This window comes from Xanthomonas sp. 1678, assembly GCF_031455575.1.
GTDB lineage: Bacteria > Pseudomonadota > Gammaproteobacteria > Xanthomonadales > Xanthomonadaceae > Xanthomonas_A.
The window spans coordinates 652,755-670,056 of sequence record NZ_JAVDSZ010000002.1 but is presented as its reverse complement, the minus strand read 5'-3'; the positions used below and the strand labels follow the sequence as shown (position 1 = coordinate 670,056).

Annotated in this window: 12 protein-coding genes; 7 read left to right on the top strand and 5 right to left on the bottom strand. The window is 68.0% G+C overall.

Features of this window, described 5'->3' with window-relative positions; all coding sequences use genetic code 11:
• Nucleotides 1–7: 7 nt before the first annotated feature.
• Nucleotides 8–376: a BlaI/MecI/CopY family transcriptional regulator gene (locus tag J2Y70_RS05945; protein WP_263395551.1), complete on the bottom strand. Its 369-nt coding sequence runs from the start codon at nt 374–376 to the stop codon at nt 8–10.
• Between the two features lie 111 nt (nt 377–487).
• Here J2Y70_RS05945 and J2Y70_RS05940 point away from each other — a divergent pair, with 111 nt between their 5' ends.
• The 7 genes from J2Y70_RS05940 to J2Y70_RS05910 all read left to right on the top strand — a co-directional run bounded on the left by J2Y70_RS05940 (nt 488) and on the right by J2Y70_RS05910 (nt 9,282).
• Nucleotides 488–2,434, top strand: a complete 1,947-nt coding sequence (locus J2Y70_RS05940) for an acetyl-CoA hydrolase/transferase C-terminal domain-containing protein (RefSeq protein WP_309914523.1) — start codon at nt 488–490, stop codon at nt 2,432–2,434.
• Nucleotides 2,435–2,855: 421 nt separating this feature from the next.
• Complete coding sequence (locus J2Y70_RS05935) at nt 2,856–3,812, top strand: L,D-transpeptidase (RefSeq protein WP_309914520.1); 957 nt, start codon at nt 2,856–2,858, stop codon at nt 3,810–3,812.
• A gap of 4 nt (nt 3,813–3,816) precedes the next feature.
• A complete protein-coding gene (locus J2Y70_RS05930; RefSeq protein ID WP_309914517.1) occupies nt 3,817–4,524 on the top strand; it encodes a M23 family metallopeptidase in 708 nt (235 codons plus the stop codon).
• A 350-nt stretch (nt 4,525–4,874) separates the two neighbouring features.
• The gene (locus tag J2Y70_RS05925) at nt 4,875–5,612 is read left to right on the top strand and encodes a DUF3348 domain-containing protein (protein ID WP_309914515.1); all 738 of its coding nucleotides are present in this window, start codon (nt 4,875–4,877) and stop codon (nt 5,610–5,612) included.
• A gap of 10 nt (nt 5,613–5,622) precedes the next feature.
• Nucleotides 5,623–7,959: a DUF802 domain-containing protein gene (locus tag J2Y70_RS05920; protein WP_309914512.1), complete on the top strand. Its 2,337-nt coding sequence runs from the start codon at nt 5,623–5,625 to the stop codon at nt 7,957–7,959.
• Nucleotides 7,956–8,606: an OmpA family protein gene (locus tag J2Y70_RS05915; protein ID WP_309914510.1), complete on the top strand. Its 651-nt coding sequence runs from the start codon at nt 7,956–7,958 to the stop codon at nt 8,604–8,606. Before J2Y70_RS05920 ends, J2Y70_RS05915 begins: the two co-directional genes overlap by 4 nt.
• Complete coding sequence (locus J2Y70_RS05910; protein ID WP_309914507.1) at nt 8,596–9,282, top strand: DUF2894 domain-containing protein; 687 nt, start codon at nt 8,596–8,598, stop codon at nt 9,280–9,282. Before J2Y70_RS05915 ends, J2Y70_RS05910 begins: the two co-directional genes overlap by 11 nt.
• Nucleotides 9,283–9,511: 229 nt before the next feature.
• Here the strand turns inward: J2Y70_RS05910 and tkt are convergent, their stop codons facing one another.
• From tkt to J2Y70_RS05890, 4 genes are all read right to left on the bottom strand, one after another.
• Nucleotides 9,512–11,512 carry a transketolase gene (gene tkt, locus J2Y70_RS05905; protein WP_309914504.1) on the bottom strand — a complete coding sequence of 667 codons (2,001 nt, stop codon included), beginning with the start codon at nt 11,510–11,512 and terminating at the stop codon, nt 9,512–9,514.
• A 177-nt stretch (nt 11,513–11,689) separates the two neighbouring features.
• Nucleotides 11,690–13,018 carry a dicarboxylate/amino acid:cation symporter gene (locus J2Y70_RS05900; RefSeq protein ID WP_309914502.1) on the bottom strand — a complete coding sequence of 443 codons (1,329 nt, stop codon included), beginning with the start codon at nt 13,016–13,018 and terminating at the stop codon, nt 11,690–11,692.
• Nucleotides 13,019–13,643: 625 nt separating this feature from the next.
• A complete protein-coding gene (locus J2Y70_RS05895; RefSeq protein ID WP_309914500.1) occupies nt 13,644–14,324 on the bottom strand; it encodes a hypothetical protein in 681 nt (226 codons plus the stop codon).
• Nucleotides 14,325–15,539: 1,215 nt separating this feature from the next.
• A complete protein-coding gene (locus J2Y70_RS05890; protein ID WP_309914729.1) occupies nt 15,540–17,258 on the bottom strand; it encodes a BatD family protein in 1,719 nt (572 codons plus the stop codon).
• Between the last annotated feature and the right edge of the window lie 44 nt (nt 17,259–17,302).

Genomic DNA, 17,302 nt, shown 5'->3' with positions numbered 1-17,302 from the left:
GAAAGTTTCAACGCTCATCGTCCAGCTCCTGGATCAGTCGTTTGAGTTCGGCGATATCGGCATCACTGAGCTTGCCGCGTTCGCTGAAGTGCGCCACCAGCGGCGCGACGCGGCCGCCGAACAGGCGTTCGAGCAGGCCTTCGCTCTGTTGCTGCACCCACTGTTCGCGCTGCAGCAGTGGCGCGTACAGATAGCGTCGTCCCTGTTTGTCGGCGCGGATCGCGCCCTTGTTGAGCAGCCGGTTGAGCAAGGTCTTGACCGTGGGTTCGGCCCAGCCGCCATGCCCGGACAGGGCCGCGAACACCTCCTCGGCCGCGAGCGGATGCCGGCTCCACAGCACCTCCATCACCACCGCTTCCGCATCGCTGATCGCCATACCGTTTACACCTGTAATTTTTATCGATTACACGGGTAAACAAACCGCTTGTCAAGCGGTCACCGCACATTGCCGAACCCTGGAACCTTGGCCCTCGCCTAAGCTATGCGGATGACCGACCACCTCCAAGACCTCGACGCCGTTGCCGACCTGATCCTGCAGCGCATCCCCGGCACGCTGCGCATAGGCGCGCCGCTGGGCATCGGCAAGCCGCATCGCCTGCTCAACGCGCTGTACGACCGCGTCGCCGCCGATCCGGCGCGGCCGATGCAGCTCTACACCGCGCTGTCGCTGAACCCACCGCCGGCCGGCAGCGGACTGGAAGGCCGCTTCGTGCAGCCGTTCGTGCAGCGCCATTTCGGCGAGGATTTCCCGGCGCTCAAGTACGTGCAGGCGTTGCAGCGCGATGCGCTGCCGGCGCACATCCAGGTCGAGGAGTTCTACATGCAGTCCGGCGCGCTGCTGCACTCGGCACAGGCGCAGCGCGGCTACACCAGCCTCAACTACACCCATGCCGCCGACGCGGTGGCGCAGCGCGCGCCGAACCTGATCGTGCAGAAGGTGGCGCGCGAACCCGGCGGCACGCGCCTGTCGTTCTCATGCAACAACGACATCACCCAGGACACGCTGGACGCGGTGCGCCGGCGCGGCCTGCCGCGGCCGCTGCTGGTCGCCGAAGTCGATCCGCAGCTGCCGTGGATCGGCGGCAGCGCAGCGGTGGAACCGTCATTCTTCGACGTGGTGGCGACGCCGCCGGGTCCGTATCCGCGCCTGTTCGGGCTGCCGCGGCAACCGGTGGCCGATGCCGACTACGCCATCGGCCTGTACGCGAGCACGCTGGTGCGCGATGGCGGCACGCTGCAGATCGGCATCGGCACACTGGCCGACGCGCTGTGCCACGCGCTGGTGCTGCGGCATACCGACAACGCGCGCTATCGGCAGGTGCTGGCGGCGCTGGATCCGGAACTGGAAACGCACCCGGCGGTGCAGGAATGCGGCGGACTGGCACCGTTCTCGATCGGCCTGTTCGGCTGCAGCGAAATGCTCAACGAAGGCTTCCGGCAACTGGTCCAGTGCGGCGTGATCCGGCGCAAGGTACTCGACGATGCCGCGCTGATGCAGCGCGTGGCCGACGGCAGCGCCAGTGCCGACGACCAGGCGCGGCTGCAGCGCGATGGCGAATACCTGCAGGGCGCGTTCTACCTCGGCTCGCCCGAGTTCTACGCCTGGCTGCGCGACATGGCGCCGGAGGCATGCGCCGCGATCGGCATGCGGCGGATCAGCGAGATCAACCAGCTGTACGGCGGCGAGGCGCTGCGCCGCGCGCAACGGCGCGAGGCGCGCTTCTTCAACTCGTGCATGATGGCCACCGCGCTGGGCGCGGCGGTGTCCGATGCGCTGGACGACGGCCGCGTGGTGTCCGGCGTGGGCGGCCAGTACAACTTCGTGGCGATGGCGCATGCGCTGGACGACGCGCGCAGCGTGCTGATGTTCCGCGCCACCCGCGGCGAGGCGCCCGCGCTACAGTCCAACCTGCGCTGGAACTACGGCCACACCACGATCCCGCGCCATCTGCGCGACATCTACCTCAACGAATACGGCATCGCCGACCTGCGCGGCATGACCGACGAGGACTGCGCCGTGGCGATGACCGGCCTGGCCGACGTGGCGTTCCAGCCGGCACTGCTGCAGCAGGCCAGGCAAGCGCGCAAGCTCGCCGTGGATTTCGTCGCGCCGCGGCAATGGCAGCGCAACCGCGCCGAGCGGGTGCGTGCCGCGCTGGCTCCGTTCCGCGCCGACGGCACCCTGCCCGACTATCCGCTGGGCAGCGACTTCACCGAGATCGAGCAGCGCCTGCTGCGCGCACTGGCGTGGCTGAAACGCAACACCGCCGGCACCGGCGCGAAGCTCGCGACCGTGGCGCGCGCGCTGCTGTCGCGCACCGCCGCCGATCCGGCGTGCCTGCAGCGCATGGCCCTGGATGCGCCGCGCAGCCTGGGCGAACGCGTGCAGGCGCGGCTGCTCGCCTACGCCCTGCGGCAGACCGCGGCGGGCTGAAACACCAGTATCCCGCCACGGCAGCATGTCGCACTGCCCGAGCCTGTCGGTGCGATTGGGATGGCGCGCGCGGCGATACGAGGGAAGGACATGCACTGGCCGCCGTGTCGGTAACGCTGCCGGCGCAGGCCACCGCAGGGAGAGGCATCGCCGCCGGCGATGCAGACACGAGCGGAACCCGAGGCGATGCCCGACCCGGCGTCGCCGCTCGCCGCTCGCGGCCCGCGGCTCGCGGCTCGCGGCTCGCTGCCGCATCTTGCCGATGGGACGCTCCGCGATACCCCGATGGACGCTCGCGATACGCTGCAGGAGCGCGGTCCCGGCAGCCTCGCTGCGCTCCGGTCAGCGGGGAGCCAGCCATTTCACGCGGGCTAGCCGCAGCGCGTAGGCATGGTGGACGGAATTCCTGCTGGAGTCGCCGATGTCCCGTCTATCGCTTCCACTCGCCTGCCTTGCCGTCCTGTTCGCGAGCACGATCGACAGTGCGGCGGCGCAACCGCCCGCCAAGGCCGCCACCGCACCGGCGCCGGACAGCGGCGAGCGCTCGCTGCTGCGTGCGCAGGTGCTGCTGGACCGCGCGCACTTCTCGCCGGGCGAGATCGACGGCCAGGCCGGTTCCAACCAGCGCCGCGCCGTCTCCGGGTTCCAGGCCGCCCGCGGCCTGAACGCAAGCGGCGAACTCGACGACGCCACCTGGCAGGCGCTGGCGCAGGACACCGCGCCGGCGCTGGTCGCCTACACGCTCACCGCCGAGGACGTCGCCGGTCCGTTCCCCAAGATCCCTGAGGACACCGCGGAGAAGGCCACGTTGCCGGCGCTGGGCTATGAGTCGGTGGAAGAGCGCCTGGGCGAGCGCTTCCACGCCGCGCCTGCGCTGCTGCGGGCGCTGAACCCGTCGATCGACTTCGCCCAGGCCGGCGCCAGCGTGCAGGTGCCGAACGTGCTCGGCACCGCCGCGCTGCCCAAGGCGGCCAAGCTGCTGGTCGACAAATCCGACTCCACCGTGCGCCTGCTCGACGCCAACGGCGCGATCCTGGCCCAGTTCCCCGCCTCCACCGGCAGCGAGCACGATCCGCTGCCGATCGGCGAGTGGAAGATCAAGGGCGTGGTGCGGCAGCCGACCTTCCACTACAACCCCAAGTTGTTCTGGGACGCCGACAAGTCGGACAAGAAGGCGACGCTGGCGGCAGGCCCGAACAACCCGGTTGGCGAGGTGTGGATCGACCTGTCCAAGGACCACTACGGCCTGCACGGCACGCCCGATCCGGCACGGGTCGGCAAGGCGCAATCGCACGGCTGCGTCCGCCTGACCAATTGGGATGCGCTGACCGTCGCCGCCGCGGTGAACGCGTCGGTGCCGGTCACCATGCAGGACTGAGCGCATGCGTAGCGTTCCGATCCTGGCATTGCTGGTCGCGGCGGCACTGGGGTACTTGAGCCTGCGCGGCGGCGTGGTGCAGGTCCGTCCCAGCCCCGTGCCATCGGCCGACAGCGCGGCGCCCGCCACGCCAGAGGCATCCCCCGCTGCCGGGCCGGCAGCGGCGCAGGCACAACCTGTGGCGACTGCACCATCGCCTCCGTCCGTCGCGGACACCGCGCAGGCTCGGCCGGTTGCGGCGCCAGCGAGCGCAGCGGCGCCGGCCAGCGGATCCGCCGGTCTGCTGATCCCGGTACAGGGCGTGACCGGCGACCAGTTGCAGGACACCTTCACCGACGCCCGCAGCCAGGGCCGCCGCCACGACGCGATCGACATCCTGGCGCCGGCCGGCACGCCGGTGCTGGCGGTCGCCGACGGCAGAGTGGAAAAACTGTTCGACAGCGAGCGCGGCGGGCTGACCGTGTACCAGTTCGAACCCAGCGGCCGCTACGCCTACTACTACGCGCACCTGCAGCGCTATGCGGACGGGCTGGCGGAGAAGCAGGCGATCCGCCGCGGCCAGGTGATCGGCTATGTCGGCAGCACCGGCAATGCCGCCCCTGGCGCGCCGCACCTGCATTTCGAGATCCACCGGCTCGGCCCGGAAAAGCAGTGGTGGAAGGGCGAATCGCTCAATCCGTATCCGTTGCTGCGTGGGGAGCAGCAGTTGTAGCCGATGGCCGCCCGAAGACGCCCCGTGGCGGCCCGCCGCATCTTGGCCCGCTTTACTTTGCGGCCAGCCGGACCCGGAAGCATCGAATCCGAGTCGGTTCAGGTCCAGGCCGGCCCCGGCTGGCGTTCGCACCGTGCGCGGCTGGGCTGCCTTCTCCGAGCAAGCCACGCAGGCCCGGCAGGCCGCCAACCAGCGCCGAGCGGCAGGCACCACGGTGCCTGGCTGGCGTCGGCGACGCGGCGAGCGCTTGAACCGCAGCGAACCCGCGGCCTGGTTTCCGGCATCGCTTCGAAGGTCCGCCCGGCCCGGAATGTCATTCGCGTGTAAAATTGCGCGCTTTGCGCAGAAGCATGGCGAAAGCTCCTCCACGGCCGCCTGTCCCGGGCCCGGCGTTCATTCGCCTCCTCGCACGTCTCAGCGACGCCGACATGGCGCCGTCCAGCCCCGCACTGGCCGACCGCCTCGGCCAATGGATCGACTGGACACGCGCCGTCGCCGTGTCCAGGGCGCTGGACGGTAAGCTGGCCGCCATCGACGACGATGCGCCCTTCGAGAGCACCGACGAGCACGAATGCGCACGGGTGCGCGGCGCGCTGGAGGAGGCCATCTGCGCCGATCCCGCCACGGGCGCCGGCAAAGCTCGGGGCGCCGGGCATGGCCATGGCGCCGACGCGACCGCGCCGATCGACTATGCGCCGTTCCGCGAGCGCTACCTGTCGCTGCAGCGGGCGATGCTGACCGCCACCGGCCGCCTGCGCGGCCAGCTGCGCGACACGCTGGCGCGGTCGTCGGCCGACATGGCGCGGCTGGCGGAAGTGGACGCGGTCATGGAGTCGACCCTGAGCCCGCGCGAGCAGACCCTGCTGGCCGCGGTCCCGACGCTGCTGGGACACCATTTCGAACGGCTGCGCGAGGCCGGGCACCCGCCGCCGGCCGACGCGCAGCCGGCGGACACCGCCTCCCAGGCCACGCGCGCCGGCGCCTGGCTGGACGTGTTCCGCCAGGACATGCGCAGCGTGCTGCGCGCCGAGCTGGACGTCCGCTTCCATCCCATCGAAGGGCTGCTCGCAGCACTTCGCACCCGCTGACCGAGACGACATGTTCAAGACCATCTTCCATTCCATCGTCTTCCTTGCCGGCCTCGCCGCCGTGTGCTGGATCGGCGTGGGCTACCTCGGCTCCAACCCCCTGGGCGCCAGCTTCGCGCTGCTGATCGGCGCCTGCTACGTGGCCGGCGCGCTGGAGCTGTACCGCTACCGGCAAGCCACCACCACGCTCGTCCACGCCGTGGCCGACGCGGACGCGGCGCAGGCCGACCTGGGCGGCTGGCTCGCGCGCCTGGATCCGAGCCTGCGCAACGCGGTGCGCCTGCGCATCGAGGGCGAGCGCGTCGCCTTGCCGGCGCCGGGGCTGACCCCGTACCTGGTCGGCCTGCTGGTCCTGCTGGGCATGCTGGGCACCTTCCTGGGCATGATGGCGACGCTGCGCGGCACCGGCCTGGCGCTGGAAAGCGCGACCGACCTGCAGGCCATCCGCGACTCGCTGGCCGCGCCGGTCAAGGGCCTGGGCTTCGCGTTCGGCACCTCGATCGCCGGCGTGGCCAGTTCGGCGATGCTCGGCCTGCTCGCCGCGCTGTGCCGGCGCGAGCGCTCGCAGGCGGTGCAAGCGCTCGACCTGCAGATCGCGACCACCCTGCACACCCATTCGCAAGCCTTCCAGCGCAGCGAAGCGTTCAAGCTGCTGCAACGGCAGACCGAGCTGATGCCGGCGCTGATCGACCGGCTGCAGGCGATGGCGGCGGGCATCGAGCAACAGGGCGCCGCCAGCGGCGAACGGCTGGCGAGCCATCAGGACGCCTTCCACGCCCGGACCGAGGCCGCCTACACGCGCCTGGCCGGCGCGGTGGAGCAGTCGCTGCAGGCCGGGGTCGCCGAAAACGCGCGCGCGCTCGGCGCCGCGCTGCAGCCGGTGGTACAGGCCACGCTGGCCGGCCTGGCGCGAGAAACCGCCACGCTGCACGAGCGCGTCGAACAGGCCGTGCAGCGGCAGCTGGACGGCCTGACGTCCGGCTTCGAAACCGCCGCTGCGCGCGCTGCGCAGACCTGGGACGCCGCACTGGCGGGGCAACGCGGCACCAACGAGGCGCTGGTCCAGGATCTGCGCAGCGCGCTGGAGGGTGCCGGCGACAGCTTCGCGACGCGCTCGGCCGGGCTGCTGGATGCCGTGTCGGCGCGCCTGGACGCGACCGCGGACGGCGCCAAGCAGGCATGGCACGAGGCGCTGTCGCGCCAGGAAGACCTCAACGACCGCCTGGCGGCGCGCAATGCGCAAGCGCTGGACGCGATCGCGGTGCGCCTGGACGCCACCGCCGACGGCGCGAAGCAGGCCTGGAGCGACGCGCTGTCGCACCAGGAGGAGATCAACGCGCAATTGGCGGCGCGCAACGCACAGGCGCTGGACGCGATCTCGGCGCGCCTGGACGCCACCGCGGACGCCGCCAAGCAGGCCTGGAACGATGCGCTGTCGCGCCAGGAGCAGGTCAACGCCGCATTGGCCGAGCGCAACGCGCAGGCGCTGAGCGAAGCCGCGACGACGCTGGAAGAACGCGCGGCGGCGCTGGTCGCGGTCATGCAGCAAGCGCACGCGCAGCTGCAGGACGCGCTGCAGGCACGCGACCAGGCGCGCCTGGCCGCGTGGGCGGACACGTTCGCCACCATGGTCGCCGGCTTGAATGCGGAGTGGGAACGCAACGGCGCGCACAGCGCGCAGCGCCAGCAGGAGATCTGCGACACGCTCGAACGCACCGCAGCCGCGATCGCGGCGCAGACCCAGGCGCATGCCAGCGAAACCATCGCCGAGATCTCGCGCCTGGTGCAGACCGCCTCCGAAGCGCCGAAGGCCGCCGCCGACGTCGTCGCCGAGCTGCGCCAGAAGCTCTCCGAGAGCATGGTCCGCGACACCGCCATGCTGGAAGAGCGCAGCCGCCTGCTGGACACGCTGCACACCCTGCTCGATGCGGTGAACCACGCGTCCACCGAGCAACGCACGGCGGTGGACGCGCTGGTCACCACCTCGGCGGATCTGCTCGACCGCGTCGGCACCCGCTTCACCGACCACATCCAGGCCGAGACCGGCAAGCTCGAATCGGTCGCCGCGCAGGTCGCGGTCGGCGCCACCGAAGTGGCGAGCCTGGGCGATGCGTTCGGTGGCGCGGTGGAGGCGTTCGGCCAGTCGAACGCGGCGCTGCTGGAGCGCCTGCAGGGCATCGAACAGGCGCTGGACAAGTCGCTGGCGCGCAGCGACGAGCAGTTGGCCTACTACGTGGCGCAGGCGCGTGAAGTGATCGACCTGAGCATGCTGTCGCAGAAGCAGATCATCGAGGAACTGCGCCAGATGCCCGGCCAGCATGGCCACGGCGGGGCCGAAGCGGCATGAGCGACGGGCTGGAACTCGACACCGAGGCCGGCACCCCGATCTGGGCGGTGTTCGGCGACCTGATGTCGGTGCTGCTGGGCGCGTTCGTGCTGATCCTGATCGGCGTGATCGGCGTGCAACTGCAGCTGTCGAACAAGCTCGACGAGGAAGTCAGGCAGCGCCAGGCCGAGGCGCGGCAGCGCAAGACCCTGGAACAGGCGCTGGCCGCGCCGCTGGCGGCGGGCCGGGTGACCCTGGTCGACGGCCGCATCGGCATCCGCGGCAGCGTGCTGTTCGCGCTCAATTCCGACCAGTTGCAGCCCGAGGGACGCGAGGTGCTGAAGAGCCTGGCCGCGCCATTGGCCGGTTATCTCAAGGCGCGCGGCGAGATCCTGATGGTCAGCGGCTTCACCGACGACCGCCAGGTCCGCGACAGCAACCGCCAGTTCGCCGACAACTGGGAACTGTCGGCGCAGCGCGCGCTGACCGTGACCCGCGCGCTGATCGACGAAGGCGTGCCGGCCGACGCGGTGTTCGCCGCCGCGTTCGGCGCGCAGCAACCGGTGAGCCCGAACACCGACGAAGCCGGACGCGCCAGCAACCGGCGCGTGGAAATGGCGCCGCTGCCCAAGCTGTCCAAGTCCGCACCGATCCCGCATGCGCACTGACGCAACAACGGCGAGCGAACGGATCGCGGCATGGCGCGCGCAGCATGGCGGGCGCCTGGACCCGCTGCGCGTGCGCTTCATCGAGGCGCTGGCGCGGCGCGCCGATGCCCACCAGGGCGAAGCACGGCGCCTGCTCGACCAGAAGCTGTCCGCGCTGCTCGATACCTATGCCGCCGACGTGGCCAGGATGCCGGCCGCGGCGGGCGATGCCGATGGCAGTGCCGGTGCCGGTGCCGGTGACCATGCAGATGTCCATGCCAGCGCCGAGACTGCACCCACCACCACGCGCGGCCCGCTCGGCGAACTGCTGGATACGCTCGCTGGCGGCGCGACGCACGCGCCCGCCGGCGCCGCGCCACCGGCGTTCGCGTCATTGCCCGCACTCGACGACGCGCGCCGGCTATGGACCGAATTGCGCAGCCGCAGCCAGCTGCGGCAATCGCTGCAGCAGGCGCCGTCCGATGCCGGCCCGCTGAATTCCGGCGTGCTGGTGCACCGCTCGCTGGCGCTGATGCGCACGCTGTCGCCGGGCTATCTGCAGCACTTCCTGGCCTACGTCGATGCGCTGTCGTGGCTGCAGCAACTGCGCGATGGCGGCGCGCTGGCGGCACAGCACACCTCCAGCGCCGCGATCGGAAAGAAGCCGACGCGCGGCAAGCCGCGCAGGCGCAGCTGAAAGCGCGTCACGCGCTTACCGCCATGCGCTGTCTGGCGCATCGGTCCGATCGCATCGACAACGCCCTTGTAGGAGCGGCTTCAGCCGCGACAGGCACTCTCGGTAAAACCCGTCGCGGCTGAAGCCGCTCCTACAGGTGGTTCACTTAACTACGCGGCGGCGCAGGCACGCGCACATGAAAAAGGCCGGCTTGCGCCGGCCCTTTCCGCTCACATGCCTACAGCGCCGCTTACAACGCCTTCGCCGCCGCGACCACGTGCTCGGCGGTGATCTCGAAGTACGTGTACAACTCGTCGGCCGGTGCCGAGGCGCCGAACGTGTCGATGCCGACCACCGCACCGTCCAGGCCCACGTACTTGCGCCAGAAACCGGTGACGCCGGCTTCCACCGCCACGCGCTTGCGCACCGCGTTCGGCAGCACCGATTCGCGATAGGCCGCATCCTGGCGGTCGAACACGTCGGTCGACGGCATCGACACCACGCGGGTTTTCAGGCCCGCGGCATCCAGCGTCTGCTTCGCTTCCACGGCCAGGCCGACTTCCGACCCGGTGCCGATCAGGATCACGTCCGGGGCGCCGCCCTCGGCATCGGCCAGCACGTAGCCGCCGCGTTCGATCTGCTTGATCTGCGCGTCGCTGCGCGCCTGGAACGGCAGGTTCTGGCGGCTGAACACCAGGCAGCTCGGGCCGTCCTGGCGGGTGATCGCGGCCTTCCAGCTCACCGCCGACTCGACCGTGTCGCACGGGCGCCACACGTCGTTGTTGGGGATGTAGCGCAGCGAGGCCAGGTGTTCCACCGGCTGGTGGGTCGGGCCGTCCTCGCCCAGGCCGATCGAATCGTGGGTGTACACGTGGATCGCGTGCGCCGGGTTCAGCGCGCTCATGCGCACGCCGTTGCGCGCGTAGTCGCTGAACACCAGGAAGGTGGCGTCGAACGGGATGAAGCCGCCATGCAGCGCAAGACCATTCGCGATCGCGGTCATGCCGAACTCGCGCACGCCGTAGTACACGTAGTTGGCGTTCGGGTCGTCGCTGGCGACCGACTTGCTGGCCTTCCACAGGGTCAGGTTGGAATGCGCCAGATCGGCCGAGCCGCCGACCAGTTCCGGCAGCAGCGGCGCGAACGCCTCGATCGCCATCTGCGAGGCCTTGCGCGAGGCGATGGTCTGCGCTTCGGCGGCCTGCTTGGCGATGTAGGCATCGGCCTGGGCGATGAAGTCCTCCGGCAGCTCGCCGTGCGAGCGGCGGGTCAGCTCGGCGGCCTCGGCCGGGAACTGCTTGGCGTACTTGTCGAACGCCTGCTCCCACTCGGCCTGGCGCAGCGTGCCGGCGCCACCGGCGCGCCAGCCGTCATAGATCTCCTGCGGGATCTCGAACGGGCCGTACGGCCAACCCAGCGCCTTGCGCGCGCCTTCCAGTTCGTCCTTGCCCAGCGGCGCGCCGTGCGAGGATTCCTTGCCGGCCTTGCTCGGCGCACCGAAGCCGATGGTGGTGCGGCAGCAGATCAGGGTCGGCTTGTCGCTCTCGCCGATCGCGGCCTCGATCGCCGCCTTGATCGCATCGGCGTCCTGGCCGTCGACATCGCGCAGCACGTGCCAGCCATAGGCCTCGAAGCGCGCCGGGGTGTTGTCGCTGAACCAGCCGGCGGTGTTGCCGTCGATGGAGATATGGTTGTTGTCCCAGAACGCGACCAGCTTGCCCAGGCCCCAGGTGCCGGCAAGCGAGGCGGCTTCGTGCGAGATGCCTTCCATCATGCAGCCGTCGCCCATGAACACCCAGGTGCGGTGGTCGACGATCTGGTGCTCGGGGCGGTTATAGCGCTGCGCCAGCAGCTTCTCGGCCAGCGCGAAACCGACCGCGTTGGCGAAGCCCTGGCCGAGCGGACCCGTGGTGGTTTCCACGCCGGGGGTCTCGCTGCGCTCGGGGTGGCCGGCGGTCTTGCTGTGCAGCTGGCGGAAGCGCTTGAGCTCGTCCAGCGGCAGGTCGTAGCCGGACAGGTGCAGCAGCGCGTACTGCAGCATCGAACCGTGGCCGTTGGAGAGCACGAAGCGGTCGCGGTTGAACCACTTCGGATTGTTCGGGTTGTGGCTGAGGAAGTCGTTCCACAGCACTTCGGCGATGTCGGCCATGCCCATCGGCATGCCGGGATGGCCGGACTTGGCGGCCTCGACCGCATCGGCGGCGAGGAAGCGGATCGCGTTGGCGAGCTGGCGGCGGGTAGGCGTCGTCATGTGGGTTCTGTTGGCAGCGGGCGCGGGGCGTCGGGTTCGCTATTGTCCCACAGGCTGGGGAGCCGGGACCGGGGACCCGGAAAAGCGGAGAGCGGCGCGCATTCCGCGCAAGCGCCGCGAACCCCACAGCCCGCATCGCCATTGCTGTTGCTGTTGCCGTTGCCGTTGCTGTTGCTTCTACCGGGTCCCCGGTCCCCGGTCCCCGGTCCCGGCCGTCCCGGCCGCCCCCTCCTCCCCTTTCGCCACCAACGTCGTCAACGCCAGATCGCCCGTCACGTTCAGCGCCGTGCGGCACATGTCCAGGAAATGGTTGACGCCCAGGATCATGCCGATGCCGACCGGGTCCACCCCGACCATCGCGCAGATCAGCGCCACCACCGGCAGCGAGCCGGACGGCACGCCGGCGGTACCGATGCCGCCGAGGATGCACACCAGCATCACCATGAACTGCTGCGCGATGCTCAGTTCCACGCCGAAGAACTGGGCGAGGAAGATCACGGTGACGCCCTCGAACAACGCGGTGCCGTTTTGGTTGGCGGTGGCGCCGACGGTCAGCACGAAGCGCGAGACCTTGTTCGGCAGGCCCATCTCGTCGGCCACGCGCAGCGCGGTCGGCAGCGTGGCGTTGCTGGAGGCGGTGGAGAACGCCATCACCGTGGCTTCGCGGGTGGCGCGGAAGAACGCCAGCGGCGAGCGCCCGGCGAACTTCACCGCCAGCCCGTAGGTCACCACCATGTGCAGGCCCAGCGCCAGCACCACCACGCCGACGTAGGCGCCCAGGCGGACCAGCAGTTCGAAGCCGAACAGCGCCGCCAGGTTGAACATGAAACAGGCCACCGCGTACGGCGCCAGGCGGATCACCAGCCCGATCAGGGTCATCGAGATCTCGAAGATGCCTTCGATGCCGCGCCGCAGGGTCGCCACCTTGGCGTCGTCGCTGAGCACCATGCCCACGCCGAACATCACCGCGAAGAACATCAGCGACAGGATCGCGCCATTGCTGGAAGCGGCGGCGACCACGTTGTCGGGCACGATCGACAGCAGCATGTCCATGCCGCGCGGCTGGCTCTTGCTCTGGTCGACGATCTGCGCGGCGCGCTCCGCGTTCTGCTGCAGCAGCTGCTGCGCCAACTCATGGTCCACGCCCATGCCCGGCTTGAGCACGTTGACCAGCACCAGCCCGAGCAGCACCGCGATGCCGGACAGCACCACGGTATAGCCCAGCGTCTTCCAGCCGATCCGGCCCAGCGCGCGGATGTCGCCCATCTCGGAAATGCCCATCACCAGCGCCGAGAACAGCAGCGGCACGATCAGCATGAAGATCAGGCTGAGGAACAGCTTGGAGAACGGCGTGGTCAGGTACTTGGTCAGCGTCTGCACCCAGGCCGCCTCGCCGCCTACGGTCATGTGCACGGCTAGGCCCAGCACCAACCCGAGCGCGAAGCCGATCGCCATTTTCCAATGCAAAGGCATGCCGGTCTTGGCCTTCACGGGGGTGTCGGTCATGGTGTGCGCCTTGCAGGAGGGGAACTCCGAGCTTAACAAAGCTTGATCGGGCAGCAACTCCCGTTAGCGGGCAGCGCTGGCAAACGGCGGCAATAGATGGCGCAGGCGAATCTGCAATTGAACCGGCACGCGACTTCGACCAAATAGCCACAGACGCCGAGGTTACATGAGAGCGGCAAACGTGCCGGTTACGGAGGCTATAATGCAAGAAGAGCAGCAAGGCGCAAATGGCGGCCGATACGCCGGGAAATTTTTGCAAGTTATAGCAATCAACGAACAGGAGCGTGCTCATGTGGGATTGCTGGCTCAAGAGCTACAACAAGTCATGCGAATTAGTAAAGGTTGCATTCGTGGATCAAGGCCATATCGAGCATGAGCCGAAGCAAGCGGCTAGAGAAGATAATAATCTAACTGCACGCGGTGAAACTGCCCGGAGCCAAGAAAGTAGTTCCATACTAATTCCCCAGCGCTTGGTGGTCGAACCAGCTTCAGCTAGGCCACCCGATTCCGTCGAATTGCAGTCAATTGGAGCACTTGCTGGAAACCCTCGCCAGCCTGCATTCCGTTACCTTGACATCTCTCATGTCCAGCAACGCTGCGGCCAATCTTCAATTCGCAGCCTTCACTAAGGACGCGCCGCATCGGCTATAGCATTCATATTTGGATCAGTCGCGAAGACGAAGCGATGCTCGACAGCCTCTCCCTCTTCACCCATGGGCACCTCAATCATCGAATAAGCAGGCGTGCCGTCGGCAGGCGATAGCACTTGCTGAAATCGATTATATTTATCCTCACCCACGGCACCATAAGTGGTGATTGCACCGACACAAACACTTAAGCCACAACCAAGGTTTTCGATCACGATAGAGGGGTCATTTTCGAACGATTTTTCGATAGTTTTCGCATAGATTTCAGTCACGCGAGCCGCCTCCATATCTCTTTGTGACTGCCACAGGGCATCCTGCATGTAATTTTTGAAATCTTCGCCCTTGAGCATACGCACCGCCCGAGCATAAGATATCTTCCCACCCCTCAAAACTGCTTTCTCAAATTCTAGATTCAAAACAGCTTTTGAATCCAATATCGCGCCTTTTGACCAATGAATCTCACCTCCGTCACCCGAAAAGTCGAGGCTGCGAGCCGCACGGGAATTCTTGGAAATAGATGCAGAGCCATCAATAATACTCGCCTCGTGATGAGCATCGTCATCCACTGGCTTATTGGCATCCCCGAAAAGGAGCCAGCCGCCAATTACCGCCACTGCCATGACAGCTGCAATTATCCAATAGCATTCCTTAGCCACCATACCCCCATGCCGAGCCCCCTTCCGAGCAAGGGAGCAATGCTGGACCAGCAAAAAAAGGGAGCACGAAGCTCCCCTTCTTGCCTTTCGCAAATACGTGCCCTTTCAAGGACAAACCTGGGTCACAAGTGCTGAACAGGCCAGCCCGCCACCGCTTGCGTTATAAGATCCATTACAACCTAGAGAAATGTCACCGCCGCCGGTAGTGCCAATTGATTGACCCACGGCAACAATTGCATAGCCATTTGTCCCAAACGTACCTGGGCCACGAATTCCGCAAGTAGTGCCGGACGTCCCGCCATTGGCCGAGGTGCACGTTACAGTGGCAGGTGCCACGGTCGCAGCTGACCCTTGGATTGAGCTGCCATTATGTGCGGAAGCGGAAATGGTTTGAGACGGCTTACAGACGGTATCCTCTATTTTCGCCGTGCAGCTTAGACCACCATTGGCAGAATAGGAACCATTGCAACCAAGAAAAATGGTGCCTGGACCAGTAGTGCCAACGGACTCGCCAACATTCAGATTGGCAAAGCCATTAGTCCCAAAAGTGCCCGGCCCTTTAACCCCACAACTGGCGCCAGCACCACCTGACGCCTGCGTGCAAGTAACCTTGGAGAAGGTTGTAGTTACTGCACTACCCTGCGTGGAAGTTCCATTTCGCGCGCTCGCAGTAATGGTTTGGGTCGCGGCACCCGCATCGCCAGCGAAACATAGGCCAGACACCAGCGCCGTGAGAAAGCTGATTATTATTTGACTCTTCATCATTTGCTCCTATCACGATAAAAAATCTTATTTTGTTTTTTGAACCGGGACCATTATCCTACAACAGACGCTTTTTCCTCATTATAGCCAGAAATATGCGTGTTTTCGTGGATAGTGAACCCGAAGCCACTTCATGTCAACACGACTGTGGCTTAAACACCTGAGATGCTTTATTGACGTTAGCAGGATAGATTCGCGGGCAGTTCCACTCCTCCAGCCAACAATGCGGCCGCAGCACAGCCCGGCGTTTCGCGATCAGACAGAGGAAATGATCGCGACCTGGTAAGAAGGGGACAGTGGCATCAACTGAATGCATCGAATGCGCGCACTTCTGCCCTTCAACCGGCGCATATCCGCCGATTTAATCACCGCACCCCTTGGCTCGTGGCGTCAGATGAAAGGAGAGCCAGCCAATCCTTCGCATTCAGGCGATGGCCCGCTATGAGCAAGAAGGATTCATGCGTCGCGCGGATACAGCGGCGGCAGGTCGCCGTTCGCAGGCTTGCGCTGTGTGTCGCGCCAGCGCGGCCCGGCCCAGAACGCCTCGCGCAACGCGGCGCGGGCGCTGGGCACATCGCCGGCGCCGCCCCAGCGTGCGCGCTGCATGCGCAGCACCGCTTCGCGCTGCGCCGGGTCGTCCAGCCGGGTCAACAGCGTATCCAGGTCGGCGACGCCGGCCTGCGCGCACAGGATCGCCGCGACCTCGTCCAGGCCGCCGGCATCCAGCGCCTTGCGCAGGTCGGGCAGGCCGTAGCGGGAACGTGGCGCAGCGACCGCCGCCGGTGCAGCGTGTCCGCCTGCCGTCGCACGCGCACCGCGGCTGCGGCGCCAGGCCCAGACCAGCGTCGCCAGCCACAGCAGTGCGAACAGCGCGGCGAGCGCCATCCATCGCGGCGCCGAACCGCGCCATCCGGTCCCCACCTGGGTCGGCGTCACCGCATTGCCGGCCGGCGCCGCATCCGCGCTCGCTGCCGGGACGCTGGCCGGCGCCGCAGGCGCTGCCGGCGCACTGCGCCCGGGCAGCACCTGCAGGGTCAGATCGGGCAAGGTCGCCTCGCGCGCATCGCCGGCGGCCACGTCCCACCACGGCACGCGCAGCCCGCTCACCCGCAACGGTCCCGCGGCCTGCGGCACGATCGAATAGCGCCGGGTGATCTTCAGTTGCGGACTGCCGTCGACGAACTTCTCGTCGAACTGCGGCGGTTCGGCGAACACCTGCGCGCCGTCGATGCTCGGCGTCGGCAGCTCCGGGAACTGCGCCTGGGTGGCGCCGCGCGCGCTGGCCTCGACCACGATGTCGGCCGCCTCGCCCACCGCCGCGCGCTGCGGCGTGGCGGTGTAGCGCAGGCGCAGATCGTGCAGCGGCAACCACGGCTGCGGCGCATTGGCCGGTTGCGCGCGCACCTGCAGCGTCTGCGCCGCGCTGCGCGCGCTGAGGTCGCCGCCGCGGCCGAAATAGTCGTCGAAGAAGCCACTGGGGCCGCGTCCGCGGAAGCGCGCGCCGGGGAGAGTCAACGGCCCGCTGCGCTCGGGCACCAGCAGGAAGCGGCGCTCGACGATGGTGAACATGCGTCCGTCGATCTCGCGCCGGCTCTGGATGTCGTCGCCGATGCGCTGCAGCGCGGCGCCGGTGGGCGGATCCAGGTCCAGTTCGCCCGAACTCAGCGGCACCCCCAGGTACAGCCGCACCACCACGCCGACGCTCTGCTGCACGTACGGCTGCGCGTCATCGGCGACGGTCTGCACGAATACGTCGGCATTGCCGATTTGCGCCGGATCGCCGGCGCGGGTGCTGCCGGCCGGCGCCGGGGCGGCCGCGCCGACCTGCAGCCGCAGCGGCGCGGTGCGCTCGTTGCCCACGCGCAGCGACGGGATCTCCAGCGTGCCGCTGGCGCGCGGCGTCAGCGCCACGCCGAACAACGACTTCGCCGTGACCTGGCCGTTGACCATCTGCATCTGCCGGCTGTTGACCTCGTCGCTGAGCGCGAAATCCGCGTGCAGCGGCGCATACTCCGGCGCCGCCAGGCCTTGGTCGGTCTCGATGTTGAGGGTGACGCTCTCGCCGGCGCCGATGCTGTCGCGGTCCAGCCACGCACGGGTGGCGGCCGCGGCGGGCAGCGCCAGCATGGCCAGCAGGACCAGGATGGCCGACAGGGCCAGTGTCGCCGACCGCATCGGCGTGGCGAAGACGCATCCGCGCCAGCGGCGTTGCTTGCGTT